Source organism: Sporomusaceae bacterium, assembly GCA_031460455.1.
Taxonomy (GTDB): Bacteria; Bacillota; Negativicutes; order Sporomusales; family UBA7701; genus Anaeroselena.
The window spans coordinates 130,058-155,213 of sequence record JAVKTQ010000008.1; the positions used below are offsets into that span (position 1 = coordinate 130,058).

Annotated in this window: 27 protein-coding genes; all 27 read left to right on the top strand. The window is 55.4% G+C overall.

What is annotated here, in order from left to right; all coding sequences use genetic code 11:
• Positions 1-104 precede the first annotated feature (104 nt).
• The 27 genes from sigZ (at position 105) to RIN56_13285 (ending at position 24,228) form a co-directional block, all read left to right on the top strand.
• Positions 105-665, top strand: coding sequence for an RNA polymerase sigma factor SigZ (sigZ, locus tag RIN56_13155; protein ID MDR7867755.1), 561 nt, complete (start codon positions 105-107; stop codon positions 663-665).
• Between the two features lie 211 nt (positions 666-876).
• Entirely contained in the window at positions 877-1,308 is a 432-nt protein-coding gene (locus RIN56_13160) for a DUF2703 domain-containing protein (GenBank protein MDR7867756.1), read from the top strand.
• 196 nt (positions 1,309-1,504) lie between these two features.
• Positions 1,505-1,951: a CGGC domain-containing protein gene (locus RIN56_13165; GenBank protein ID MDR7867757.1), complete on the top strand. Its 447-nt coding sequence runs from the start codon at positions 1,505-1,507 to the stop codon at positions 1,949-1,951.
• Positions 1,952-2,110: 159 nt separating this feature from the next.
• Entirely contained in the window at positions 2,111-2,812 is a 702-nt protein-coding gene (locus RIN56_13170; GenBank protein MDR7867758.1) for a S1C family serine protease, read from the top strand.
• A 134-nt stretch (positions 2,813-2,946) separates the two neighbouring features.
• The gene (locus tag RIN56_13175) at positions 2,947-4,239 is read left to right on the top strand and encodes an L-serine ammonia-lyase, iron-sulfur-dependent, subunit alpha (protein ID MDR7867759.1); all 1,293 of its coding nucleotides are present in this window, start codon (positions 2,947-2,949) and stop codon (positions 4,237-4,239) included.
• A gap of 87 nt (positions 4,240-4,326) precedes the next feature.
• Entirely contained in the window at positions 4,327-4,719 is a 393-nt protein-coding gene (locus RIN56_13180) for an iron-sulfur cluster assembly scaffold protein (protein ID MDR7867760.1), read from the top strand.
• A gap of 138 nt (positions 4,720-4,857) precedes the next feature.
• Complete coding sequence (locus tag RIN56_13185) at positions 4,858-5,292, top strand: DUF134 domain-containing protein (protein ID MDR7867761.1); 435 nt, start codon at positions 4,858-4,860, stop codon at positions 5,290-5,292.
• 143 nt (positions 5,293-5,435) lie between these two features.
• Complete coding sequence (locus tag RIN56_13190) at positions 5,436-5,579, top strand: hypothetical protein (GenBank protein MDR7867762.1); 144 nt, start codon at positions 5,436-5,438, stop codon at positions 5,577-5,579.
• Positions 5,580-5,591: 12 nt separating this feature from the next.
• Positions 5,592-6,446 carry an ATP-binding protein gene (locus RIN56_13195; GenBank protein MDR7867763.1) on the top strand — a complete coding sequence of 285 codons (855 nt, stop codon included), beginning with the start codon at positions 5,592-5,594 and terminating at the stop codon, positions 6,444-6,446.
• The gene (locus tag RIN56_13200) at positions 6,439-7,377 is read left to right on the top strand and encodes an ATP-binding protein (protein ID MDR7867764.1); all 939 of its coding nucleotides are present in this window, start codon (positions 6,439-6,441) and stop codon (positions 7,375-7,377) included. The genes RIN56_13195 and RIN56_13200 overlap by 8 nt, the downstream gene beginning before the upstream one ends.
• Complete coding sequence (locus tag RIN56_13205; protein MDR7867765.1) at positions 7,374-7,763, top strand: NifB/NifX family molybdenum-iron cluster-binding protein; 390 nt, start codon at positions 7,374-7,376, stop codon at positions 7,761-7,763. Before RIN56_13200 ends, RIN56_13205 begins: the two co-directional genes overlap by 4 nt.
• A gap of 14 nt (positions 7,764-7,777) precedes the next feature.
• Positions 7,778-8,983 carry an iron-sulfur cluster carrier protein MrpORP gene (locus tag RIN56_13210; GenBank protein MDR7867766.1) on the top strand — a complete coding sequence of 402 codons (1,206 nt, stop codon included), beginning with the start codon at positions 7,778-7,780 and terminating at the stop codon, positions 8,981-8,983.
• A gap of 4 nt (positions 8,984-8,987) precedes the next feature.
• Positions 8,988-9,350, top strand: coding sequence for a NifB/NifX family molybdenum-iron cluster-binding protein (locus tag RIN56_13215; protein MDR7867767.1), 363 nt, complete (start codon positions 8,988-8,990; stop codon positions 9,348-9,350).
• Between the two features lie 196 nt (positions 9,351-9,546).
• Positions 9,547-10,269, top strand: coding sequence for a hypothetical protein (locus RIN56_13220; protein MDR7867768.1), 723 nt, complete (start codon positions 9,547-9,549; stop codon positions 10,267-10,269).
• A gap of 226 nt (positions 10,270-10,495) precedes the next feature.
• On the top strand, positions 10,496-12,013 hold the full coding sequence (locus RIN56_13225) for a tripartite tricarboxylate transporter permease (GenBank protein MDR7867769.1): 1,518 nt from the start codon (positions 10,496-10,498) through the stop codon (positions 12,011-12,013).
• 39 nt (positions 12,014-12,052) lie between these two features.
• Positions 12,053-12,484 (top strand): tripartite tricarboxylate transporter TctB family protein, encoded by a 432-nt coding sequence (locus RIN56_13230; GenBank protein ID MDR7867770.1) that lies wholly within the window; start codon positions 12,053-12,055, stop codon positions 12,482-12,484.
• A gap of 49 nt (positions 12,485-12,533) precedes the next feature.
• Positions 12,534-13,424 carry a dihydrodipicolinate synthase family protein gene (locus RIN56_13235; GenBank protein ID MDR7867771.1) on the top strand — a complete coding sequence of 297 codons (891 nt, stop codon included), beginning with the start codon at positions 12,534-12,536 and terminating at the stop codon, positions 13,422-13,424.
• 3 nt (positions 13,425-13,427) lie between these two features.
• A complete protein-coding gene (locus RIN56_13240; GenBank protein MDR7867772.1) occupies positions 13,428-14,450 on the top strand; it encodes a 2-dehydro-3-deoxygalactonokinase in 1,023 nt (340 codons plus the stop codon).
• A 52-nt stretch (positions 14,451-14,502) separates the two neighbouring features.
• Positions 14,503-15,486, top strand: a complete 984-nt coding sequence (locus tag RIN56_13245) for a tripartite tricarboxylate transporter substrate binding protein (protein MDR7867773.1) — start codon at positions 14,503-14,505, stop codon at positions 15,484-15,486.
• A gap of 163 nt (positions 15,487-15,649) precedes the next feature.
• Positions 15,650-16,672 (top strand): LacI family DNA-binding transcriptional regulator, encoded by a 1,023-nt coding sequence (locus RIN56_13250; GenBank protein ID MDR7867774.1) that lies wholly within the window; start codon positions 15,650-15,652, stop codon positions 16,670-16,672.
• 184 nt (positions 16,673-16,856) lie between these two features.
• Entirely contained in the window at positions 16,857-17,627 is a 771-nt protein-coding gene (locus RIN56_13255) for a fumarylacetoacetate hydrolase family protein (GenBank protein MDR7867775.1), read from the top strand.
• 78 nt (positions 17,628-17,705) lie between these two features.
• Positions 17,706-18,347 (top strand): bifunctional 2-keto-4-hydroxyglutarate aldolase/2-keto-3-deoxy-6-phosphogluconate aldolase, encoded by a 642-nt coding sequence (locus RIN56_13260; protein MDR7867776.1) that lies wholly within the window; start codon positions 17,706-17,708, stop codon positions 18,345-18,347.
• Between the two features lie 30 nt (positions 18,348-18,377).
• On the top strand, positions 18,378-19,400 hold the full coding sequence (locus RIN56_13265) for a sugar kinase (protein ID MDR7867777.1): 1,023 nt from the start codon (positions 18,378-18,380) through the stop codon (positions 19,398-19,400).
• Positions 19,401-19,415: 15 nt separating this feature from the next.
• The gene (locus tag RIN56_13270; protein MDR7867778.1) at positions 19,416-20,078 is read left to right on the top strand and encodes an RraA family protein; all 663 of its coding nucleotides are present in this window, start codon (positions 19,416-19,418) and stop codon (positions 20,076-20,078) included.
• A gap of 12 nt (positions 20,079-20,090) precedes the next feature.
• Positions 20,091-21,368 (top strand): hypothetical protein, encoded by a 1,278-nt coding sequence (locus RIN56_13275; GenBank protein MDR7867779.1) that lies wholly within the window; start codon positions 20,091-20,093, stop codon positions 21,366-21,368.
• 78 nt (positions 21,369-21,446) lie between these two features.
• Positions 21,447-23,585 (top strand): hydantoinase/oxoprolinase family protein, encoded by a 2,139-nt coding sequence (locus tag RIN56_13280; protein ID MDR7867780.1) that lies wholly within the window; start codon positions 21,447-21,449, stop codon positions 23,583-23,585.
• Positions 23,575-24,228: a hypothetical protein gene (locus RIN56_13285; GenBank protein ID MDR7867781.1), complete on the top strand. Its 654-nt coding sequence runs from the start codon at positions 23,575-23,577 to the stop codon at positions 24,226-24,228. Before RIN56_13280 ends, RIN56_13285 begins: the two co-directional genes overlap by 11 nt.
• The last annotated feature ends 928 nt before the right edge of the window (positions 24,229-25,156 follow it).

Below are 25,156 nucleotides of genomic sequence, written 5' to 3' on the forward strand. Positions count from 1 at the left end.
GAGGACGTGTTTTCCAAAGTTATCGTTAAGGTTGAGAAGTTTTTATTTTTTAAGTACCTTGTTGTGACTGCCGAAAGGTGACGATGCGAGTGGTTGGTGAGAGAATGAGTGGTACGGCTAACCTGTTTACTGAAGAGTTTATGCATAGCCTTAAAAATTTCATCGCCAAGCGGATAGCAAACCCGCACGACGCAGAAGATGTGCTCCAGGAGATCTTTTGCCGGACCTGCAGGCATATTAATACCCTTAAGGAAGCAGGAAAAGCCCAAACCTGGGCATTTCAGATTGCCCGCAATACTATTAACGACTACTATCGTACCCGCAGGGTAGCCGAGCCGCTTGAAGAGACCTCTGATCGCGCAACGATCGAGCCTGAAGAGAATGGCAATAAGGAGATTGCAGGGTGCTTGCCGGCAATGGTCGGTCATCTTTCTGAAAAGGACCGGCTGGCTTTAGTGCTGACTGAGTATCTGGGTTTGACGCAGAAGGAAGCGGCAGAAATCCTGGGCTTGTCTCTGTCGGGCACAAAATCGCGCGTCCAGAGGGCCAAAAGAAAATTGAAGAAACTGCTTTCTGATTGCTGCAGCCTTGAATTTGACCGTAGTGGAAACATTGTGGATTACAAGCAGAAGGAAAAGACTAACCCTTTTTGCAATTTGTCGTGAAAATTTGCGTCCTTTTGGTGAAACCTCCGTCTTAATATATGGGCTCACTGATAAATGACGGGAGGAAACTACAATGGAACAAAAGACAAAGGGGTGTAGTTGTCAGAGTAACGATAAACCTGCACAAAGCGGGTGCTGCTCAGGCGCCGCCAGTGAAGCGAATTGTTGTTCCCCTGAAGGATGCGTCGAAAAGCGTCTGCTCATCGAATTCATGTTCATAGATCTAACGGTATGTGATCGCTGTCTGGGGGCCGACGTCAGCCTGGAAGAGGCCGTTGCCGAAATAGCAAACGTACTGAGGGCTACCGGATACGAAATCGATGTCCGCAAGATACTGGTGGAAAGCGAAGAGCAGGCCCTCGAACTTGGCTTCGTTAGTTCACCTACTATCCGTATTAACGGGCAGGACATTCAGCTCGACGGCAAGGAAAGCCTGTGCGAGTCATGTGGAGATGTCTGCGGGGAAGACGTCGACTGCCGGGTATGGTTATGGCAGGGCCGGGAATATACCACACCGCCCAAGGCGATGATCGTTGACGCGATACTAAGGCATGTTTACGGGGGACAGCAATCTGCCCGCCCGGCCGTTAAGGAAGTGCCCGATAACTTAAAACGATTTTTCGCCGCCAAGAGCAACAGGTAACTCTGAATAACAAGAAAGGACGGGTAGAACCGTCCTTTCTTGTTGAGTAATAAGCACTGCTCTATCGCGGGCTTTGCGCATTTCTGATAAATAAGTAATAATTAGGCAGGAATCCGGGGTTATAAGTAAGAATACGTTCTTCAATCAGTCGTCTTACCGGTCTAGCTCATTTCCGAATTGCGAGGGAGAGATGAAGATGAAGGAAAACGTGAAAATCGCCATCGTGATCTGCGACCGTTATAAATCCTGTGCCGGCGGCAAGTGCTTCCGCGCGGTGCAGAACAGGGAAGGCGCCTTCTCGCGCTACAAGGGTAAAGAGGTCGAGATCGTCGGCTTCACTAGCTGCGGCGGCTGCCCTGGCGGCAACATCGAATATGCTCCGGAGGAGATGAAAAAGAACGGCGCCCAGGTCGTTCACCTCGCTACCGGTCTTTTGGTGGGCTACCCTCCTTGTCCTCACATCGGCTATTTCCGCAGCTTCATCACCGAGAGGTATGGAATGGAAGTAGTTGTCGGCACCCATCCCATTCCTCAGAAATACTATAATGTACACGAATCGCTGGGAAGCTGGAACACGCCGGAATGGCAAAGCCATATCGAGCCAACGTTGACCGACGAAAAAACCCGTCTTGCGTATGACTAAATTCGGTAATGACGTGATATAGCTTCAATGGAACGACTGTTGTTCCATGGTTGAATTATGAAATATAATTCATAAACCTGACTCAGGGGCGATGCCGTGCAATATTCTATCCCTCGTTGTCCTTCAGACGCTTGAGTTTTGGTGGAGGAGGGCTTTGTGGTGATAACATTCAGGAAAGCTGTACTTTTACTGGCATTCATTTCATCAGCTTGCACAGTGTCGGCGGAAGCCCTGCCGGATTTGGTGGCGCGCATCGAACCGGCTGTGGTGCTGATAAAGACGTTTGACTGTGCCGGTTGCCCGCTAAGAACCGGGAGTGGCTTTTTTATCAGCGCCGAGGGTGAACTCGTAACCGGCCGCCACGTCCTCAACAACGCGTGCAAGGCGTCGGTGGAGACTTCGGACGGCAGCAAATACTGGGTCTCCAAGGCCACGGGCGTTAATCCCGCTTTCGACCTGATTAAACTTAAAGTGGAAAAGCCTATTGGAGCTACACTTTTTCTTGAAATTGCCGCCGAGCTGCCGCGGAAGGGGGAGACTGTCGTCGTGATCGGTAACCCCTGCGGGTATCGCTTCGTGGTGTCGGAGGGGATTGTGGCGGCGTTCCAGGACCTGTCGGTCGGCAGGACAATCCAGGTAACGGCGCCGATCGGACCCGGCTCAAGCGGCAGCCCGGTAGTAAACATGAACGGCAAAGTGGTCGGGGTGATAAACCTCTATAACGACAGCGGCCAGAATCTCAACTTTGCCTTGCCGGCACGCCTGATCTTTTCTCTGGCGCTCGACAACCCGGTATCTCTGGAGGAACTGTCGCAGCCCCGGTTCTATTACGAGGTTGTTCAACCTGCGATCGGCTATTGATGTATAAGGCGCTGTCAGTGCTTTACCTGAAGTTTACTGGTCAGACGGACGAATTGCTGGTAGACTATATCCGGATACGAAGTCGATCCTAAGTAGCATCCGTTGAACATTATGAAGGATAAGTGGGGTTTGTTATGAACTATACAGAATTTCTGAAACTGCTTTCGCGCGAGCTGGTGGTCGCGCTCGGCTGCACCGAGCCGATAGCTGTCGCGTACGCGGCGGCGCTCGCCCGGGAGCACGTACGCGGCTCTGAGGTCGAGGCTGTGGACGTTTTCGTCAGCGGCAATGTTGTGAAAAACGCTATGTCGGTGACCATCCCCGGCACCGGGCACTGCGGGGTAGATATGGCCGCGGCTTTAGGTGTCGTGGCGGGGGACGCGACGAGGACCCTTGAAGTGCTGTCCGGTATTGACGAAAAGGACGTTCAAGCTGCCGAAGACCTCGTCAGGCGGGGTATCGTTAACGTTCAGGTGGCGGATTCGGATAAGAAGCTCTATATCGAGGTCAACATCCGCACCGCCGATTCGTGCGCCAGGGCGGTTGTTGCCGATGAACACACGAAGATAGGCCTCGTGGAAGTTGACGGATTGGTGATTAACCGGGCGGAGGAAAACGTCCAGCAAGCTGACGAAGGCGAAGAAGAACTCTCGTTCCTCAGTATCGATTCGATCTGGGATTTCGTAGAGCATGCCGATATCCGCGACTTGGATATTGTCCGGCATAGTATGGACCTCAACGGGGCCATCGCCGCCGAAGGCTTGCGCAACCCATACGGATTGCAGGTGGGGAAGATGATTCAGGATAATATCGAGCGGAAAATCCTCGGCGACGATATCGTCAATCAAGCCACGGCGTTGACCGCCGCAGCCGCAGACGCCAGGATGGCGGGTTGCCCTTTGCCTGTCGTCAGTAACTCGGGGAGCGGCAATCAGGGGATATCGGCCACGGTGCCTGTGCTGGCGGTGGGAAGAAGGCTGGGCGCATCGGAAGAGAGGATTTTGCGGGCTGTCACGCTGAGTCACCTGATCGCGATTTTCATCAAATCGAAATTCGGACGGCTATCGGCGCTCTGCGGCGCCATCGTTTCGGGCACCGGAGCCGCTTGCGGCATTGCGTATCTTCTAGGCGGCGACGTCGCTACTGTTAAGATGGCGATCCAGAACATGCTGGGAAATGTGACCGGTATGCTATGTGACGGCGCTAAGCCGGGTTGCGCACTAAAGGTGGCGACCTGCACCAATGCGGCGGCGCAGTCGGCGCTCCTGGCGGTAAGGGGCTTCGGAATTAAACCGACCGACGGCATAATCGAGACAAGTCCTGTGCATTCGATCGATAATCTTTGCCGGATCGGCAATCAGGGGACGATCGAGATGGATAAGATCATCCTGGACATTATGCTCAACAAGCAGGATAGGGCGGGATAAGCCGCTCTCCCTTATAGCGTGTATACTTGCCGGCTGACAGGAGATCTTCGGTTTTCCTTGTATATAATAATATGGGGAGGGGATCTTATGTACTCCGCAAAGGTTATGGAGCACTTCATGATGCCGCGCAATGCCTGTTATATGGCGGATGCTGACGGAGTGGGCTGCGAATACGACGCCGAATGCGGCGACAAGTTCACCATGTTCATCCGGGTCAGCGGTGAATATATCCGCGATATCAGCTTTCTCGGCTTCGGCTGCGGGGCGGCAATCGCCGCCGGCAGTCTGACCACGATGCTTGCCAAGGGCAAGAGTATTAGGGATGCCTTGCAGATTACCGAGGAAGAGATAATAGACGCTCTCGGGGGCTTGCCAGAGGAGAAACGGCATTGCTCCGACCTGAGCGTCAGTGCGTTGCAGTCGGCGATATTGGATTACCTCGCCAAACAAGGCCGCAGTATAAAAGAGTATTTATCCTAGAAGCATGAGAAAGCATCGCCGGGGAGGCGGTGCTTTCACGTTTGTTTTGCATATTGGGGGAAAACTACTCAACGGGATTGACACAATCGTTCTGGAGGAGTAATATCTATTTAGAAATATATTTCATAAAGGTGACCTATGGTACGACCGCATAAGGAACGCAGAATCCAGGAATTGCCGCCGATTACCCATTACAAGCCCGTCGGTATCCCTTTGCGGGACCTCGACGAAATCGTGCTTACTTTCGAAGAGATGGAAGCTATCCGTCTGGTTGACTGCGGGCAGCTTGACATGGGCGAGGCGGCGGACAGCATGGCGGTATCCAGGCCGACGCTGCACCGCATCGTAAACAAAGCGCGGCAGAAAATCGCCACCGCCTTGTGGCAGGGAAAAGCGCTGAGGATCGAGGGAGGCTCTTTCCGCCTCGATCATACCAACCGCGATCGCTTGCGGCATTTCGTCTGCGGCGCATGCGGGCATAAGTGGGCTGTGCCGCACGGCACCGGACAAAGGGGCCGTGATATGAACTGCCCTAGTTGCCAGGCTCAGCAAGCCAGACGGGAAGAGGAATAATTTTTTGCGTATGTTATGAAATATATTTCATAAACTAAGGAGGAGATGTAGATATGCCAAGAGGAGACGGAACAGGACCAATGGGGCTCGGGCCGGGTTGCCGGGGGCCGCGCGCTGCTGGGGGACTGGCAGTGGGGCTTAGTATGGGCAGTGGGTTGGCGCGGTTTGGCGAGCCGGTGCCCAACGCCGATGCTCTGGAGCGTCAGGCGGCAGTGCTGGAGCGCCAGGCTGCCGCATACCGGGCGATGGCGGACGCGGTTAAAACGGTGGACAAAAAGGACGGGTAGGGGGTATTCAGCTTGATCCTGAGCATCGCCAGCGGCAAAGGGGGAACAGGCAAGACCACTGTGGCGCTCTTGTTGGCGGCTAGCCGCGAGGGGACCATTATTGCCGACTGCGACGTGGAAGCGCCGAACTGCCATCTTTTTTTAAGGCCGAAATGGGAGACCGAGACGCGGGCTGGAGTCATGGTGCCGCGCTTTGATATGGATAAGTGTGACGGCTGCGGCCGGTGCGTTCAGTATTGCCTGTTCAACGCTCTGGCGGTTGCCGGCGGGACGCCCCTGCTGTTTCCGGAATTATGCCACGGCTGCGGCGGTTGTCTTCTGGCCTGCCCGCGTGAGGCAGTGAGCGAAGAACGGCGGGAGATCGGCGTTTTCCGAACCGGGGTTGCCACCATGAACATTCCGGGGCAACGGCTTATCAGCGGATTGCTGGATGTGGGCACTCCGGCCGCGGCTCCCCTGATAAAAACTATGAAGAAGCAGTTGCCGCATGACGCCGATATTATTCTCGATTGCCCGCCGGGCGCGAGCTGTTCGATGGTGGCTGCGGTCGCGGGCAGCGACTATTGCCTGCTGGTCACCGAGCCTACGCCGTTCGGACTCCATGACCTTGAGCTTGCCGCCGGTGTCTCGGGTATGCTGGCTATCCCGCACGGGGTAGTAATCAACAAGAGCGACGGCGGTCGGGGGGACGAAGCGGTGGAAGGGTGGTGCGCCGCCCATGGGGTGGAGGTGCTGGCCCGCCTGCCTAACAGCCGGGAGTTTGCCGCCAAGTACGCCGCCGGGATGATCGACGGAGAATACAGGGAGGCCGCCGACACACTATGGCGGCGGCTGGACCGGGAGTACCGGAGGCGCAGCGATGGTTAAGGAGCTTGTCATAGCCAGCGGCAAAGGCGGAACCGGAAAAACCAGCATCGGCGCCGCTCTGACCGCCCTCGCACCTGCGAAGATTTTGGCCGACTGTGATGTCGATGCAGCCAACCTCCATCTGGTGGTTGGCTCGCGGTTGAAGGAAGCCCACGATTTTTTCGCCGGATTCGCACCCGTCGTCGATGAGGAGGCGTGTCTGCATTGTGGTCGGTGCACGAACCTATGCCGTTTTGACGCAATCGAGGACGGGGTGATTTCCCGGCCGCTCGCCTGCGAGGGCTGCGGGGTCTGCGCCTTCAACTGTCCGGCCCATGCCATCTCGATGGTGGATAAGAAAGCCGGGCAATGGCTGGTTTCCGAGACCCGCCACGGCCTTTTGGTGCATGCCGAGCTTGGTTTGGCGGTCGATAACTCCGGGAAACTGGTCAGCGAGGTCCGCCGTCAGGCGAAAAGCCGGGCGGAAAAGCGTCGTCTGCCGCTCATCATCACCGACGGACCTCCCGGAGTCGGCTGCCCGGCGATAGCGGCGCTGACCGGAGCGAGCCTCGTCCTGGCGGTTACTGAACCGTCACTGTCGGGAATACATGACCTTGAGCGGCTTTTCTTCCTCTGCCATCATTTCGGCGTACCTGTTGCGGTCTGCATCAATAAAGCGGACATCAGTGAAGAGAACACCCGTGCTATTGTGGCGCTGAGCCGTCGGGAAAGAGCTCCGGTCGTAGGGGAAATTCCCTATGACGACGTTTTCCGGGAGGCCGCTCTAACCGGTTGTACCGTTATGGAGACCGGCAGCGCCGCGCTTACCGGTGAGATAAGAAGGCTGTGGTTGGCAGTGGCCGGGCTGCTGGGGGTCGAGCCTGGCAAAGCGGCGGCCTGGGGGTTGGAACGGTTAATCGACAGACTTGGCGGAAGGCGGGGGATGCCATGAGAATAGCTGTGACGGCGCACGGTCTGGCGCCGGGCTCGTCGGTGGACGGGCGATTTGCGGTCGCGCCCTTCACCTTGATTTTCGATACCGTGACAGGCGGGTGGAACAGGCTTGAAAGTCCTTTCTGGCCGCGGGCCAAGGACGCTCCCGGCCTCAGGCCGCGCCGGCTGCAGGCAGAAAGGGTGGAGGCGCTGATTACAGCAGGCCTCGATCCACTATCATTCCGTGAATTATCCGCCGCGGGCATCGAGATTTTCGCCGCGCCGTCTGGGACGGCGGCCGAAGCCGTCGACCTGCTGCTGGAAGGACGGCTTTCGGCGCTGCGCACCCCCGACGCCGTCAACGTCAGGAAGCTTGTAAGAAAGAATGCGCGAATTACTGTTTAGGGAGAGTGGAAGACATGGTTTCATGTGCGAACCGGGAACAAAAGGATAAAACCCAGGACGAAAAAATCGGCCGCTTCCTCAGCGGCGTGAGCCATACTCTCATGTTCATGAGTGGCAAGGGTGGAGTCGGTAAGAGCACAACGGCGGTAAACGCCGCCTTATTCCTAAGCGACCTCGGATATCGGGTGGGCCTTCTGGACATCGACATCCACGGGCCGAGCGTAGCCGGCCTTTTGGGCCTGAAGGGCATGCCGCTCAACATCGTGGGTGACAAAATCCAGCCCTTCCAGATGAACGAGAACCTGCGGGTGGTCACCTTTCAAGGTTTCCTCGACAATCCCGATCAGCCGATAATCTGGCGGGGGCCGGTGAAGATGGGGGTTATCCTCCAGCTTCTGGCCGACGTCGACTGGGGCGAACTGGATTTCCTTATCATCGACAGTCCGCCGGGCACAGGCGACGAGCCGCTGACCATCGCCCAGAGGATTCCCGATTGCCGCGCGGTAATCATCACGACGCCGCAGGAAATAGCTCTGGCCGATGTGAGGAAATCGCTCAACTTCTGTAAACAAACCAACATCAGGATAATGGGGATCATCGAAAATATGAGCGGCTTTGTCTGTCCTACCTGCGGCGAGCGGCACGATATCTTCAAGAGCGGCGGCGGCGAGAAGACCGCGGCGCAGTGGGGCGTACCCTTCCTCGGCAGGATTCCGATCGACCCGGGCGTCGTCGAGGCTGGCGATCAAGGTAGCGGTATAGTCAAAGCGGACAGTCCGGCTAAGAGTTGTCTAGAGGATATTGTGCGACGGATAACAGAAAATCTGAAACAGGAGAAAGGCGATGGTCAGATGGCAATGAAGATCGGCATCCCGCTGGCGGGAGGGAAACTGTGCAACCATTTCGGGCACTGCGAGGAGTTTGCCCTTGTCAGTGTGACAAACGGGGAAATAACCGATGTAACTAAGCGCGTGCCACCGCCCCACGAGCCGGGCATTATTCCGGAATGGCTTGCGGAGCAGGGCGTGGATACGGTGCTGGCCGGCGGCATGGGCGAAAGGGCGCAGGATATCTTCCGCCAGAAAGGGATCAAAGTGGTATGCGGCGCACAGGGCGGCTCTCCGCAGGATATCGCGGCGAGTTTCCTGCAGGGGACGCTTATGACGGGAGGCAATCCATGCAGTCATGACGAGCCCGGACATCAGTGCCACGGGGGATGAGATCATGAAAATTGCTGTCACCGCCAGTGGGACGGAGCTGTCGGACCGTTTCGACACTCGGTTCGGCCGCGCTGCAAACTTTATCGTTTATGATCTCGAATCCGAACAGTGGGAGTGTCATACCAATAAGCAAAACTACGATGCGGTCCAGGGGGCGGGCATCCAGGCGGCGCAGACCGTCAGCCGGCTTGGAGTTTCGGCTCTCGTAACAGGCCACGTCGGCCCCAAAGCCTTCAAAGTGCTGCAGGCAAGCGGCATCAAGGCATTCGCGGCTGAAGCCGTCACGGCGATGGATGCCCTTGGCGCCTTCCGGCGGGGCGAACTGACGGAAATGACCGGACCGGACGTCGAAGGTCACTGGCTTTAGAATTTAGAAAGGATGTTTACATCGCGCAACAGCACCCCAATTTCAGGGGTGCTGTTATAATGCCTGGAACTGCGATATACTTGCGATTTATATGATTTAGATTAATCTATATGTACACCCACGAGTTGGTAGTATATAATATAGTTAAACCCTCCCCGGAGGGGAGGGGCATATTGGGGCGCGGAGGGGTTGCTTCGTGGAAACTGTTCTCAGGTACCGCCAATATGGATGTGACGAACTGCGAAGGTTTTTCGGCGACACCGCATTCTATTCTCGGTCTTCGCACTTCCGGGCGAACTGCCCCGGGCGTCCCGATGCGCTGAGGACCTCTTACGAAACAGAGTCCGGCAATGACGTAAAAGGCGGACGGATCCGGGTAATCCTGCAACTTGAGCATTGCGGCAGGATAACGTCCCGGAACCAGGGGATGATTATGCGAGGTGCAAAATTCCCTCCCTCTGCATACAACTATAGAGTCAGGGAAGGTCAGCCCACTTCTATTCTCGTAAACGAGGTGCAGAAGGCACTGCACGGCATTCTGGACGGATTGCCGATCGTAATGTATGCCACCGCACACGCCAGACAGGTTTTCAATTACGGAGAGTTCATGTCGTCGGCGGTCAATAAGAAACGACACAGTGACATCACGGCACTTATCCAGAGCGGCCGGATCAAGGTGCTTTCCACCATCCCGCTTACCCATTATGGATTGATCGAAAAGAATGGCTTGGATCAGTTTCATGTTATGCAACTGATCGAAGGATTCTGGGTTGCCTGGATTGATGGCGATGACCTGATACCGGTTTTCCTTGACGAATTGATTGCTTACCGATTCATGAAGGACCGTTTGATGTTATACGAAGGGTTTAAACGAAAGACCTATGATGAGTTGTTTGGCGAAAGTAGAGTTACTCGATAAGGCTGGATGGGCTGCTCGTTATGGTGTGAGCAGCTCGTTTTTTATATCAAAAAATTTGGCTAACTAGCAGGAATCTTACCCTAATAGTCAGAATACATTTTTAAAAACCGGTTTAGTAAATCGATTTTTATAATTCTGTCCCCGGGTCGACGTCAATTCTTTTAGCAGGTAAAAGTTAAAACAGGGTAGTCGCTAGCGGATACGGATATATTTGGGGGGATTCCAGGTGTTCGAAAATCTATTGCTCGGGATTCAGGCTATATCGTCGTTGGAGGTACAGTTTTTTGTCCTCATGGGTGCATTGGCGGGAATATTGGTTTCTTGCCTGCCCGGTCTGAGCGCGACGATGGCGGTGGCTCTCCTTCTCCCGTTAACGTTCGGAATACCGCCTGTAAGTGCCCTATTACTGCTTTCAGGAATTTACGTGGGAGCCATGTTCGGCGGGGCGATTCCTGCGATTCTTTTGTGTACACCGGGTACGCCCTCCGCCGTGAGCACAACGTTCGACGGTTATCCTTTGGCACGGAAGGGCTACGCCGGCAAAGCAATTTCGATCGCATGCATCTCTTCGGTGGCTGCAGGCCTTTTCGGAGTATTTGTTCTGATGACTGTAGCGCCGCCGCTCGCGGCATTTGCGCTTAACTTCAGCGCCCCCGAATACTTTGCGGTAGCCGTTTTCGGTCTAGCCGTCATTTCCAGCCTTGCTGAGGGGTCTGTACTGAAGGCGTTCGCTTCGGGAATGATCGGCCTGCTGCTCGCAGTAGTGGGAATGGATCCAATGACTGGATTTGACCGCTTTACTTTTGACAATACCGATCTTCTTAGCGGCGTGTCGTTTCTCGCGGTAATGATTGGAACGGCCGCATTGGCGGAAGTTCTATATCAAATCGATACCGACAAGAAAGGACAGGCGTTCGAAAAATTCGAAATCGGCAGTCTGGCACTGACGAAGAGTGACTTGAAACAAATCACCAAACCGACGATAATCGGCTGCATCTTCGGCGTGTTCATCGGAATAATGCCGGCGGCCGGCGCCAATATAGCGTCTTTCGTATCTTGGGCTCAGGCCAAGTTATGGTCGAAAAAACCGGAAGAGTTCGGGCACGGATCGGTCGAAGGCCTCGCGGCCTCCGAGGCGGGGAACAATTCAGTCGTCGGCGGCGATCTTGTACCGATGCTTACCCTGGGAGTGCCGGGCGACCCGGTAACAGCAATTATGATGGGGGCGCTGATTCTCCAGGGTCTGCGCCCGGGGCCGATGCTTTTTGCCGAGCATCCTGAGATAGTGTACGGGCTTTTCCTGGGTCTCATCATCTCCAACCTGTGGGTACTGCCTATAGGGTTGCTGGGTGCGCGGTTCTTCGCGAAGATGAGCAATGTGCCGAAACCTATCCTGTGGCCGACGATACTGACCTTGTGCGTCATCGGTACTTACGCCTCGGAAGGAACTATGATGCCGGCCTATACTGTTATCGTATTCGGGCTTGTCGGTTACCTGATGAAGAAGGCGGGATATCCTACCGCGCCGCTTATTCTAGGACTTCTTCTTGGACCGATGGCTGAAGAGAATCTGCGCCGATCCCTACTCATGTCACACATGGATGCCACCGTCTTCTTTACGCGTCCCATCTCGCTTATCTTGCTCCTGCTGGGCTTTATCACTCTCGTATGGCCGTGGTTTCAGGAGTGGTATCAGAAACGTATGGCCGCCAAACTCGGCGTGGAAGTGCCGAAGGATTGCTGATAGCTTAGCATTACACGAAATGACAGGAGAGTGTGTGAGATGAGAAAAATCGATATTCTGTCAGCCGTTATATTGCTTTTGTTGTCCGGCTACGTTATTGTGACGGCCGCCGGTTTTCCTTTGGAAACGAGGACGCTGGGTCCGGATTTCTTCCCCAAGCTGATAGGAGGGTGTTTAGGGGCATTTGCACTGGCTATTCTCATTTTGGCCTTTTTGCGCCCCGGGAAGGAAGAAGCGCCCACAGCGCCGAGCCGTAATCTTATCATTATTATGGCGCTGCTCGGCGGGTATATTATCCTGCTTCCGATGATCGGGTTTCTTGTTGCCACCCCTGTCTATCTGGCGGCGACAGGTCTTTTGCTTGCAGAGAACATGGCTGCCTGGTGGAAAAAGGTGTGCATCAGCGCCACGGTAACGACAGGCGCCTTATACTACCTGTTTAGCACAATGCTGAATGTGCCGCTGCCCTGAAAAGGGGGCGACAACTTTATCTCAGGAAGTTCAATCGGGAGGTTCGAAAATGTTCAAGATGCAGGGGATAGTTCCTCCGATGATAACGCCGTTCGATATCGATGGCAACGTTGACTTTGACGCATTGGAGTCCTTGGTCGATTTTCTTGCGCCACGGGTGGATGGGCTGTTTATCACAGGCTCATATGGCTCCGGTGCTTTGATGACGACGGACGAACGCAAGCTGGTTGCGGAGACGACTATAAATAAGGCCGGCGGACGCGTGCCGGTAATCGTGATGGTGGGCACGACCAATAACCGGCAGTCGGTCGATCTCGCCCGACATGCCGAGTGGGTTGGCGCTACGGCGGTTGCCGCTGTCGGGCCGTATTACTTCAAACATAACGATGACAGTGTCTGCTATTTTTTCGAGGATATTGTCAAAGCGGTCGACATTCCTGTTTACGTTTATAACAATCCCGGTTTTCAGGGTTATCCGATGGATATAAAGCTGCTTCGTCGCCTTAAAGCCATCGGAACCAGCGGCATCAAAGATGCGACCTTCGATATCCAACTACACGCCGCTTATCAGCGACTGCTGAAAGACGACAACTATGACGTCGCCCTGGGAACGGAAGCAATGTGGCTTGCCGCCCGGGCGCTCGGATGCGAGGCGTTTATCCCCGGCCTCGGTAACGCGTTCCCGGAGATATGCCGGCGCATGCACCGGGAGGGGATGGCAGGCGATTGGGACGAATGCCGCCAGACGCAGTTCGAGGTCAACAGGCTGCGGGAAATCATGTACCTGGCGAAATCGACCCAACTGGCAGTCTACGCGATGCTGGAAATACGCGGCATCATCCGGGCATATCCGAGAGCCCCGTTCATAGCCGCATCCGACGCGGAGAAACATGCAATCCGCGAAGAATTGGCCAAGATGAATATGTTGATGGAGGCGTAAGATGTGCTTGCCGTAATTGACTGCGGTACAACCAATACCCGCGTGTATATACTGACCGAAGAGGGCGGCATCGCCGGGCAGAGCGCCGAAAAGGTCGGCGTCAGAGACGTTGCCTCCACGGGGACGAAACAAGTACTGCAAGAGGGAATCAAAAAGGCTTTCTTGCAGGCGATCAATCACGCCGGTGTAGAATTGAGCCAAGTCAGGTTCGCCATTGCATCAGGGATGATAACTTCAGAGATCGGTTTGATCGACCTGCCTCACCTCGTTGCACCGGCCGGACTGGACGAGCTGGCGGCAAGCGTTAAGACGGTCAAGGATCAAAGCGTTTTTCCCCTCGACGTGCCAGTAGTATTTGTGCGCGGCATCCGCAACGCGGTCGGGGAAGGTAGGGGGCTTGGACTATTGCGGCAGATGGACTTCATGCGTGGCGAGGAGGTGCAGGTTATGGGCATCCTGGCCGACCGCAGGCCCAAACTTCCTTTCAACGTCGTCGTGCTCAGTTCCCACACCAAACTCATCAACGTCAACGAGCGAGGCCAGATTACCGGCAGTATCACAACAATAAGCGGTCAATTCTACGAGGCACTGCAATCCACCTCGATCGGCAAATCGATCCGGCCGGCAACAACCGTCGAGCCGGTCGGCGGTTATCCGCTCACCGATATTGTGAACGCTGCTTCCGAAAGCGTGACCAAAGCGGGTTTCTTGCGCACGATGCTGATGCCGCGCTTCATGCAGGTCTTGATAAGTACGAACTGGGCTGAAAGGCAGCAATTCGTGGATGCGGCGATCGCCGCGTGCGACATGGAGATTTTCGCCGAATTCGGGCGGCTAGGGTTTCCCAACAACGTGCCGTATTTGCTTGTCGGCCACAAGGAACGGTGTGAGATATACGAGTTGTTGCTCAAGAGGACTTTCGGTCCTGAATGTGAGGTCGAATACATATACGACCAGGCCGAGATCGATAGGTTTACCGTCACCGGGGCGTTCGCCGTCGCCGACAAGGTGAACCCCGATAATTAGAGGCGATTGCCGGCATTGCCGGATACGCGAAAAAAACGAGGAGGTAGATTTTATGCTCAGGAAGGGTATTGTCGTCGCGATGCTGCTGGTCTTCGTTCTCGCAGCCGTAGGCTGTGGAGGCACTCAGAAGACCGAGGCACCAAAGTTTCCCACCAAGGCGATAAGCATTATCGTACCGTTTGCCGCCGGCGGAGGTACGGACGCAGTCGCCCGCTCGATAGCGAAGTATGCCGAGCCAGTTTTCGGTCAGCCGGTAACGGTTGTGAACAAGGTTGGTGCCAACGGCGCCACGGGCATGACTGAGGGAGTCAATTCTCCCGCCGACGGCTATATGGTCACGATGGTAACCGTCGAAACGGTCACCAACCCCATCCAGGGCAACGTTAAATGGAAGCCGACGGATTTCAAGGCTGTCATGCAGGTCAACTCCGACGCTTCGGCGGTCACCGTACCGGTGGATAGCCCGTTCAAAACTCTTCAGGATCTGCTGAAAGCGGCCAAGGAAAAGCCGGGCACCCTTAAGGTCGGCACCGTTGCCCCGGGAGCGATCTGGCACACTGCCGGTCTCGGACTTCAGGAAAAAGCTGATGTCAAATTCAATCTTGTTCCTTATCCGGGCGGCGCCGCCCCGATAATCACCGACCTGCTCGGCGGACACCTCGATGCCACAACTGTTAGCGCCGCCGAGGTAAGCCAGCACGTCAAGGCAGGCAAACTCCGCATCCTGGCTGTTCTCGCCCCCGAGCGGCTGAAAGGATTCCCCAATATACCCACCGCCAAAGAACAGGGCGTGGATGTTGCCGTTGCGACGTGGCGCGGTCTCGCCGTCCCCGCCAAGACTCCCGATGCAGTCGTCAAGACTCTGCACGACGGCTTCAAAAAATCTATGGACGACCCCAAATTTATCGAGTTTATGGAAAAAGGCAACTTCGGCATGACGTACCGGGATAGCGCAGGCTTCCAAAAATACATGGACGAGCAGACGAAATTCTTTGAGCCGCTGCTGCAGAAGGCCGGTTTGACTAAGAAGCAATAACAATCGGAGGCGGCCCTATCCTTAGAATGGGGCCGCCTCGCTCATGCCGCCCAGTGAAGTATTTCACTAAGCCGGGCCAATTGCCTTGACGAATAAGCGAATATAAAGTAAATTTGTAGAAGAAAATTTCGTTGAGGACAATCTCCCAGCAAGGAGCAAGCCGATGAATGTCCGGATGGTCGACGTGGCCCGTAAGGCCGGCGTGTCGAAAAGCACGGTATCGCAATTTCTGAACGGCCGCTTCGATTACATGAGTGCCGAGACGAGAGACCGCATCAAACAGGCGGTTGACGAACTGGGATTCGTGCCGAACGCTCTGGCCCGCAGCTTGAAAAAGAAGCAGACCTACACGATTGCCACGATCGTATCGAATATATTGAATCCTTTTTCCACGGCCACGACCCGGGGAGCAGAGGACTGCTGCAACAAGAACGGCTTTGATCTCATCCTCTGCAACGCCGACGACAGGCCGGCCAAAGAGAAAGAATATATCGAGACGCTGGTGGCGAAACAAGTTGACGGGCTTATCGTCAGTACCACTGAGAAAAACAACGACCTGCTTTACACCGTCAACAAGCGGACGCCGATAACGATCCTGGGACGCAGCGTGCCGAATCTCAATTGCGACACGGTCAGGGTCGACAGCCGCGCCGGCATCAAACTGGCAGTTGAACATCTGGTCGGACTGGGTCACCGCCGGCTGGCGCTGTTCGTCCTGCCGCACCAGGAGGTCAACGTGTCGCCACGACGCGAAAGGGTTCTGGCTTTTCGCGAAATGGCGGGTGAGTTCGGGCTTCCGCTACGTCCGGAGTGGATAGTCGAGGTCAGCAACCGGAGCGAGGAAGCGCTGGCCGAAACCGTGCGGGGTGTTTTGGCTGCCCCTGAGCCGCCGACGGCGTTTATCGGTGCCAACGACCTGATGTCTATCGCATTGTTTAAAGCGGTGAAAAGGCAACTGGGGTTGAGAATCCCCGAGGATATAGCCCTGCTGAGCTTCGACGACTGGGAGTGGGCAAACCTGCTGGACCCGCCGATAACCGTAGTCGCGCAGCCAGCCTATGAGATGGGATATATGGCGGCTGAGTTGGTGATAAAAAGAATCCGTGAGAAGACGGCGGAATATAAGTCTCAATTCATGATGTACCAACCTGAATTGATAGTCAGACATTCCTGCGGCGAAAAATGAGAACACGGCTGACATAGAAAGGGCGCTTTTTAGCGCCTTATTTTTTTGTGGCGGAAGGAAGAATTACGGAAATTTTCTTTCAAAGGTGGCAGGAATTCTTCGCCAGAAACAGAAGTGAATAGTATCTATAAACCGGTTTAGTAAAACGGTTTATAAAGAACTTATGTCAAAAGGAGGTGAGACAATGAACTTGTACAGGTTTTCCTACAAGGGGAAGGAGAGTTGGGGCGCGCTCGAACAGGGGATGCTTCGCGTACTGAGCGGCGACGTTGTCGAGGGAGACGCGACGCCATCCGCGGAGTTGGTCGCGTTTGCCGACGCAGAGCTGCTTTGTCCGGTCAAGCAGCCGTCGAAAATCATCGGTGTTGGACTAAATTACAAATCGGTGGCGGCTGCTAAAGGTGTAGAATTGCCGTCCGAACCGACCATTTTTCTCAAACCGCCTTCGTCGGTCGTCGGCCCGGGGCAAAGTATCGTCGTACCGAGCATCGTGAAGAACCCGGCTTTTGAAGTGGAACTCGCCGTTGTGATGGGCCGCAAGGCGAAGAATGTGGCTGCCGGGAAAGCGCTTGACTATGTTTTCGGCTATACCTTGGGGAACGATGTCACCGCGAAAGACCATATGATCAAGGGTCAACCCTGGACCCGCGGCAAATCCTTTGACACCTTCACCCCGCTCGGACCATGCATCGCGACAGCGGATTCCGTCAATCCATACGACGTTCCCCTCATCGCATCGGTCAACGGACACATCAAGCAGAGCGGCAGCACAGGCGACATGATATTCGACGTTGCTGCACTGATCGCGTTTATCTCCGGGATAATGACGCTAGAGCCCGGTGACGTCATACTGACCGGTACTTTGCCGGGAAGCGGTGAAATCGGTATCGGCGACGTTGTGACCCTGTCAAGTCTGTTCATCGGCACAATGGAGAACAAAGTTGTAGCAGGATAACTTGTTTTAAAGATTGATGAAGGGCGGAGCTTACCATAGTAAACCGATTTAGTAAACCGACTGGAGGTTTGGAAAATGATACCTAAACTACAGGTGCTTTCGCGGATGATCGATTCCGGTCTGGTGGCGGTTGTGCGGGCCGAGAACGCCGACCAGGCCAAACGGATTGCCGACGCCTGCATCAACGGCGGCGTCGCCGCCATCGAAATCACTTTCACAGTCCCAGGGGCGGCGGAGGTTATCGGTGAACTCGCCAAAACTTACAAGTCCGGTGAGATCATCCTCGGCGCCGGGACGGTGCTCGACCCCGAGACGGCCCGCGTTGCCATCCTGGCCGGAGCCCAGTATGTCGTGTCACCCTCGCTGAACGTAGAAACGATCAAGCTTTGCCACCGCTATCAGGTGCCGGTGATGCCGGGCGCGGCCACCATCAAAGAAATCGTCGAGAGCATGGAGGCCGGAGCCGATATCGTCAAAGTGTTCCCCGGCGAGGCTCTTGGGCCGACATTCGTTAAAGCGGTGAAAGGTCCGCTGCCGCAGGCGCCGCTCATGCCTACCGGCGGGGTGAGCCTGGATAACGTTGCCGAGTGGATTAAGGCTGGCTGCGTGGCCGTCGGCGTAGGCGGCAACCTGACAGGCGGGGCTAAGAAGGGCGACTACGAGTCGATAACAGCCATCGCGAAGCAGTTCATCGAAAAAATCCGCCAGGCACGCGGATAATAGCGACTCAAGATTTAGGAGGTCATCCATATGGCAAGAGTGGTATGTTTCGGTGAAATCATGCTTCGTCTCGCGCCGCCCGGCTATCTGCGTTTCGAGCAGGCCAACGCCTTCGAAGCTGTGTACGGGGGCGGGGAGGCCAACGTCAGCGTGGCGCTCGCCAACTTCGGCGTGGATGCCGCTTTCGTCACCAAACTCCCGGCCAATCCAATCGGCCAAGCGGCCCTCAACGAGATGCGGCGTTACGGCGTCGACACCGGCGGCATAATCCGCGGCGGCGAGCGGCTGGGGATCTACTTCCTGGAGAAAGGCGCCTCCCAGCGTCCGTCCAAGGTGGTATACGATCGCAAACTCTCAGCGATTTCCGGCGTCAAGCCTGGCGAGTTCGACTGGCAAAAGATCTTTGCTGGAGCAGACTGGTTCCATTTCACCGGTATCACGCCGGCGCTCGGCGATAATGTAGCCGAAGTGGTCCTCGAAGCCTGTCAGGCGGCCAAGTCGGCAGGGGTGACGGTGAGCTGCGACTTAAATTTCCGCAAGAATCTGTGGACGAGCGAGAAGGCCGGCAAGGTGATGGGTTCATTTATGCCATTCGTCAAGGTATTGATCGCCAACGAGGAGGACGCCGAAAAGGTCTTCGGCATCAAGGCGCCGGCCACGGACATCGCCGGCGGCAAACTCAGCCATGACGGGTACAAATATGTCGCCGCCCAGCTAAAGGAACGTTTCGGTTTCGAATCGGTCGCCATCACCCTGCGCGGCAGCATCTCGGCCTCGGATAACATGTGGTCGGCGATGCTCTATCATGGCGGTGAATACTATTTCTCCCGCGAGTACGCCGTCCACATCGTCGACCGGGTAGGCGGCGGCGATTCGTTCGCCGGCGGGCTGATCTACAGCTTCCTGAACGGCAAGGAGCCGAAGGAGGCTCTTGAGTTGGCCGTGGCCGCTTCCTGCCTCAAGCATTCCATCGAAGGCGACCACAACCACGTGACACTCGACGAAGTCAAGACCCTCATGGCCGGCGACGGTTCGGGGCGCGTACAGAGATAAAAAGGAGGCATTAAAATGGACGAAGCTATGTTGAAAGACATCCGCGAACGCTACAGCAAGCTTTACTCCGGCGCCATCGCCGACATGCTCGACAAGAAGGGTTACCGCAACCAGGTTCTTCCCTATTACATCACTCCGTTCACTGAGGTCGACAGGCTTTGCGGCATCGCCTTCACCGGCCAAGGTTACCCATGCGCCGATACCAAGAGCGACGACACCCACCAGCGTCTGGCTATGCTCGACAGCATTACTCCGTATACCATTTCGGTATGGGCCTGCGGCGGGCACACAGAAGCCGCCCACTGGGGCGAGATCATGTCCACCGCCGCCCGCGAGCGCGGCTGCCTGGGCGCGGTGGTAGACGGCGGCGTACGCGACGTACCCTATATTGATGAGATGAAATACCCCGTGTTTGCGAAATTCAAATGCGCCGCCAGCTCGATCGGTCGCTGGTACATCAGGGAATGGCAGGTGCCGGTCAAGATCGGCAATACCGCCGTATACCCGGGGGATTTTGTTTTCGGCGACACCGACGGGGTTGTTGTCGTGCCCAAGGATATCATCATGGAAGTGCTCGTGGACGCCGAGGACGTTTTTGTCCGCGAGGGCGGCATGCGTCGCGAACTGCGCGCCGGTGTTTCGGTCACGGAAGCCTATAAAAAATACGGGTCATTATAGGAGGGGTTAAGAGTGGAGTCAATCCAAACCGTTCTTCTTCTTGCCGTGTACGTCGGCTTGGTCATTTTCGCTATGCGCGGCGGCAACCTGATCTTCGGCTTCATCGTCTCCGCGCTGGCCTGGGCTGTCATCGGCCAGGTTCCCTACATGGTAACTATCACCGACGTCATCCAGAAAGGGGCGGAAAGCTACGGACCTACCGCCATTGTGGTTATCTTCGGCAGCTGGTTTGGACGCATGCTGGTCGAGACCGGCATCGCAGGTTCTCTCATCCGGCGGGCGGTCGAGCTGGGCGGCGACAAGCCGCTGGTCACGACCGTGCTCGTGGCGCTTGTGACGACCTTCATCTTCACGAGCACCTTCGGGGTGGGCGCGGTCATCGCTATCGGCGTCATCGCCCTGCCGGTGTTGCTCTCCATCGGCGTGCCCGAGAGGGTCGCCGTCCCCGCTTTCACTATGTCCATCGGCGCGGCTATGTATATTAACCAGGTACTCTTCAAGCAGATCGTCATGTTTTTTCCGGCGAACTCGGTGCCGTTTAACGGGCCTTACTTCACCTTCGGGGTTACGGCGATGGCGATCTCAATCTTAATAATAGTCCTTATGCTCATCTTCAACCTTTCGCTGCGTAAGCCGGCGAAAGCGTGGGCCGTTACCTCACCCCAGGTCAACGTAACGCATGTGCCGTTTTTTGCCTATATCGTACCAGCCGTGCCTGTTATCATGGCCGTTGCGTTCAACTGGCCGCCGCTGCCTGGCATGATCCTCGCCATTCTCCTTACCCTGGTGACAACCAATAAGCTTCTGCCCTGGAACAACGCCCAGTCGATCCTGCTTCGCTCGCTTAAGGATGGCACTACCGACGTCGCCCTGCTGCTCGGCATGCTGTTCATGCTGGCCATGTTCGGTGCCGCCGCCGGCAAGGTGGCAGGCATCTTCAAGGCTGTCCTCGGGCCGTTCATCCCCACTGATCCCTGGACGGTCGCCGTCGCCTTCGGCGTGCTGGCGCCGCTCGGCCTGTTCCGCGGTCCGCTGATGGCCTGGGGCGCGGGTAGCGCCACCATCGCCATCCTCGTCGGCATGAACCTTTTCCCGCCGGCGCTGCTACTGCCGCTTGTCTATGTACCGACTATCTCGATGGCGATCGCCATGTGCCCCACCCAGTCCTGGAACCTGTGGGCCATCAGCTACAGCAAGCTGGCTATCACCGAGCACCTGAAGACAGGGGTGGCCTGGGCCTGGCTGACGGTCATTGTTAACGCGTTGCTCGCCGTTTACATGTTCAAGTAAGCTAGCTTTGATGCAAAAGGAACAAGCGTGTGCGCCGCCTTTACCGGCGGCGCACGATGGCAGCAAGGAGTGAACACCATGGCAAACAGAGCGATCCGTATGGGAATCGATGTAGGCGGTACATTTACCAAGGCTGTCGCCCTGGATAACGAAACCCACGAAATTATCGGCAAGTCCTCGGTGCTGACTACCCACCGCGATGAGGCCGGGGTGGCCGCCGGGGTTGTGCAGGCGTTTGAAAACTGTCTGCGGGAAAACAACATTTCACCCGAAGATATAATCTTCATAGCCCACAGCACCACTCAGGCGACTAACGCGCTGTTGGAAGGCGATGTGGCTGAGGTCGGCATAGTAGGCATGGCTTCGGGCTTCATGGAAGGGATGCTGGCCAAACGCCAAACAAAGCTTGGTGACGTCCCCTTGGGGACTGGCAAGTCAATCAAAACCCATCATACTTACATGGATATCAAACAATTGAAGAAAGAAAGCGTTCAGGCAGTGATAAAGGAGTTGAACGAAAAAGGCGCAAAGGTTATCGTTGCTTCGCGGGCCTTCGGAGTTGACTGTTCCCTTGAGGAATCCTTCGTGCAGGATACGGCGGCTGAGCTTGGTATCCCCGCAACCTCCGGCTGCGAGATTACCAAGCTGTACGGCCTTACCGTCCGCACCCGCTCAGCGGTGGTCAACGCCAGTATCCTGCCCCGCATGTTCGAAACAGCCCGCAGTACCGAGGGCAGCGTTCGTAAGACCGGCATCAAGGCACCGCTTATGATAATGCGCGGCGACGGCGGGGTCATGGATATCGCCGAAGTCCAGCGCCGCCCCGTGCTGACGATGCTGTCAGGCCCAGCTGCCAGCGTTATCGGGGCACTCATGTACCTGCGCGCTTCCAATGGAATCTACTTCGAGGTGGGCGGCACCAGCACCAACATCGGCGTCATCAAGAACGGCCGGCCCACGATCAACTACGCCGTGGTCGGCGGCCACCGCACCTGCATTAGCTCGCTCGACGTCCGGGTGTTGGGCGTGGCCGGCGGTAGTATGGTGCGGGTGGCAGGCGGCAAACTTGTGGACGTAGGCCCGCGTAGCGCCCACATCGCCGGCCTTGGTTACGCAGCTTTCACGCCTGAAGAGGAAATCGAGGACCCGGTGATCGAGTTCGTCCAGCCAAAGCCCGGCGACCCCGGCGATCACGTGTCCCTAAGACTCAAGAACGGCAAACGGATCGCCGTGACCAACACCTGCGCCGCCAATATCCTTGGGCTCACCTCGCCGGAATGGCATGCGTACGGCAATAGGAATTCCTGCTACAAGGCAATGCAACCGGTGGCCGATTTACTGGGAATGTCGGTCGAGGACGCCGCCCGCGCCATTTTGACAAAGGCAACCGATAAGATTATCCCGGTAGTGGAAACACTCGCCCGCGAGTACAAGCTGGAACGCGACCAGATAATGCTCGTGGGGTGCGGCGGCGGCGCTTCGGCTCTCCTGCCTTTTACCGCTGACAGAATGGATATGAAATACAAGATCCCCGAAAATGCCGAGGTTATCTCGTCAATCGGCGTTGGCCTTGCGATGGTGCGCGACGTTGTCGAGCGGGTGATACCCAACCCCTCGACCGAAGACATCGCTGCTATCAAAAGAGAAGCCCGGCAGGCAGTTATCTCCAGCGGCGCTGTTCCAGACACGGTGGAGGTATATATCGAAATAAACGCCCAGACCCAGCAGGTGCGGGCTATCGCCCTTGGCTCCACCGCCGTCCAGACCACCGACCTTCTCAAGGAAGCTAGCGCGGACGAAAGCCGCACTCTGGCTGCCGAATCAATGGGGATAGCACAAGAAGACGTCGAGCTGGTCGGCAGCACCAACGCCCTCTTTGTCTTTACCTCTTCCGCCTTGCAGAAGCAGAAAGGGAAGATGCCCATCCGCGTGGTCGACAAAAAGGGCTTTATCAAGGTGCAGCGCGGAGACGCGGTTGTCAAGGAAGGCGATGTCGCCGAGACGGTGGCGATCATCGACGAACTGTGGGAAGCTATGACTAATTACAAAAGCGATATGATTCTCTTCCCGGACATCTTCCTCTGTGTCGGCGGCCGGGTGCTCGATTATTCGTCAATGCCCAGCAAGGATCATATCATGAACGTGATCGCCACCGAACTTGACGAGTTCGCTCCCGACGAGCAGGCGGTCATCATCGCGGCGAAAAATGACATATGATTTACGCGCAAGCCTGCAGACAGTGGCGGCTTTACCCGACGAACGATTCGCCGCACTGCTACTTTGCGCCGACCCGCTGGCCACTAAACTTGATGCGGCCCGGCGGAGTGAGGTCATCGCCACCGCGCTGGCGTGCGGACGGACTGTGGCTGAGAGGCTGATCCGGGAGTATGGCGATATTTTGCCGAGCGAAATGGCCGATTTGTTGGGCGTTAAGGTAACAAAAGCCGACTTGCCGGGTCAACGGGTAATCCTGTCCGTATATAAACCCGAGCGCAAAGAAATTACTCTCGATCGTTGTGCGTTGGCCAATATTGAACGGATGATAGCCGAGCACTGTTTAACCGACCTGCTGGGGCCGTTCAGCGTCGTGGAAGTCTCCGTCGCTCACGAGCTCTTCCATCATGTTGAAGACGTCGGTCAAGCCATTTATACGCGTAGCAAAATAATCACCCTGTGGAGTATCGGTCCGTTTCAATACCGCTCTACCATTCCGGCGGCTGGGGAAATAGCTGCAATGGCTTGCGCTAAAACTCTTTGCGGTTTGCCGTTCAACCCCTTGCTGTTGGAGGCGGTATTACTCCGAGCGAACAGCGCAGAACACTCTGATGATTGGCTGGAATGGCTCAAAAAGATGGCCTGAAGATTCTCCCTCCCTCATACCCCTCTACCGCGGAGAAGCCCGGATCTAGTTCCGGGCTTCTCTGCATGAGTCTACAAGTGTCTAACACTTGTCTAACGGACACCTATATTTGTATCTGTAAATGATGGACATCGCCGGACAATAAATCCTTAATTTACAAGCCTTTTCGGACAATTGAGTTACGTACTGGACACCATTCGCTTAAATGGCGTTCAAGAGATATGTGCCAGTCTCCTCAAATTGCTTAGCTTATTCCACGACTTTATTTTAATAAATGGATTACCATCGGATGTTATTAGCGAATCTATTCCACGACTTTAAGCGATATTAGGAGAAATGTATTACAGCAGGAAAAGGCCGAATATAAGCGATTCTCATTCCACGACTTTATTTTAATGGAACATTGTTGTTTGTGTAAAAAAAAGACGCGGAATATAAAATAAAGACTCGGAATGTAAAACAAAGTCTCGGACGAAATCCGCCCCTCAAATTTATGTTGGGCGGATTTTTATTCATTATTTGTATTTTTATTTATTGCGCGCTATTGCAGGCTGTGGATAGTGTCGATTATAACTAATCCTGTCATAAGTTTTAACTAATTTCGTCGCAAGATATAACATAATAATGTTATAAGATAAAAAGTTCTGCAGCCGCGAACCCTTGCCGCTGCAGAACCTTCTTTTTGTCGGCTAATAAACTTGCCAATACCTTTTACCATCATGCAGGAGAGGCAGCCGGTAATTATAAGAAGAGCTTCACAAAATACGTCTTACTATTAAACATGCATCTGGGACACCTCAGGTCTTGATTGTGTTTCATAAAAATAAAGTCGTTGTCAGCGCCGACGATAAAATGTAGGAAAGTGGCGATATAAAATTGCATATTTGCGGCGGTCGAAAATGATCTGTGATACACTTTTCCCTGTCTT

What these genes read in the sequence shown, in the direction of transcription:
- RIN56_13280 (MDR7867780.1), top strand. Translation starts at nt 21,447, where the DNA reads ATGGCAAACAGAGCGATCCGTATGGGAATCGATGTAGGCGGTACATTT.
- sigZ (MDR7867755.1), top strand. Translation starts at nt 105, where the DNA reads ATGAGTGGTACGGCTAACCTGTTTACTGAAGAGTTTATGCATAGCCTT.
- RIN56_13175 (MDR7867759.1), top strand. Translation starts at nt 2,947, where the DNA reads ATGAACTATACAGAATTTCTGAAACTGCTTTCGCGCGAGCTGGTGGTC.
- RIN56_13205 (MDR7867765.1), top strand. Translation starts at nt 7,374, where the DNA reads ATGAGAATAGCTGTGACGGCGCACGGTCTGGCGCCGGGCTCGTCGGTG.
- RIN56_13180 (MDR7867760.1), top strand. Translation starts at nt 4,327, where the DNA reads ATGTACTCCGCAAAGGTTATGGAGCACTTCATGATGCCGCGCAATGCC.
- RIN56_13160 (MDR7867756.1), top strand. Translation starts at nt 877, where the DNA reads ATGTTCATAGATCTAACGGTATGTGATCGCTGTCTGGGGGCCGACGTC.
- RIN56_13165 (MDR7867757.1), top strand. Translation starts at nt 1,505, where the DNA reads ATGAAGGAAAACGTGAAAATCGCCATCGTGATCTGCGACCGTTATAAA.
- RIN56_13245 (MDR7867773.1), top strand. Translation starts at nt 14,503, where the DNA reads ATGCTCAGGAAGGGTATTGTCGTCGCGATGCTGCTGGTCTTCGTTCTC.
- RIN56_13190 (MDR7867762.1), top strand. Translation starts at nt 5,436, where the DNA reads ATGGGCAGTGGGTTGGCGCGGTTTGGCGAGCCGGTGCCCAACGCCGAT.
- RIN56_13235 (MDR7867771.1), top strand. Translation starts at nt 12,534, where the DNA reads ATGTTCAAGATGCAGGGGATAGTTCCTCCGATGATAACGCCGTTCGAT.
- RIN56_13215 (MDR7867767.1), top strand. Translation starts at nt 8,988, where the DNA reads ATGAAAATTGCTGTCACCGCCAGTGGGACGGAGCTGTCGGACCGTTTC.
- RIN56_13255 (MDR7867775.1), top strand. Translation starts at nt 16,857, where the DNA reads ATGAACTTGTACAGGTTTTCCTACAAGGGGAAGGAGAGTTGGGGCGCG.
- RIN56_13210 (MDR7867766.1), top strand. Translation starts at nt 7,778, where the DNA reads ATGGTTTCATGTGCGAACCGGGAACAAAAGGATAAAACCCAGGACGAA.
- RIN56_13200 (MDR7867764.1), top strand. Translation starts at nt 6,439, where the DNA reads ATGGTTAAGGAGCTTGTCATAGCCAGCGGCAAAGGCGGAACCGGAAAA.
- RIN56_13265 (MDR7867777.1), top strand. Translation starts at nt 18,378, where the DNA reads ATGGCAAGAGTGGTATGTTTCGGTGAAATCATGCTTCGTCTCGCGCCG.
- RIN56_13250 (MDR7867774.1), top strand. Translation starts at nt 15,650, where the DNA reads ATGAATGTCCGGATGGTCGACGTGGCCCGTAAGGCCGGCGTGTCGAAA.
- RIN56_13185 (MDR7867761.1), top strand. Translation starts at nt 4,858, where the DNA reads ATGGTACGACCGCATAAGGAACGCAGAATCCAGGAATTGCCGCCGATT.
- RIN56_13270 (MDR7867778.1), top strand. Translation starts at nt 19,416, where the DNA reads ATGGACGAAGCTATGTTGAAAGACATCCGCGAACGCTACAGCAAGCTT.
- RIN56_13230 (MDR7867770.1), top strand. Translation starts at nt 12,053, where the DNA reads ATGAGAAAAATCGATATTCTGTCAGCCGTTATATTGCTTTTGTTGTCC.
- RIN56_13285 (MDR7867781.1), top strand. Translation starts at nt 23,575, where the DNA reads ATGACATATGATTTACGCGCAAGCCTGCAGACAGTGGCGGCTTTACCC.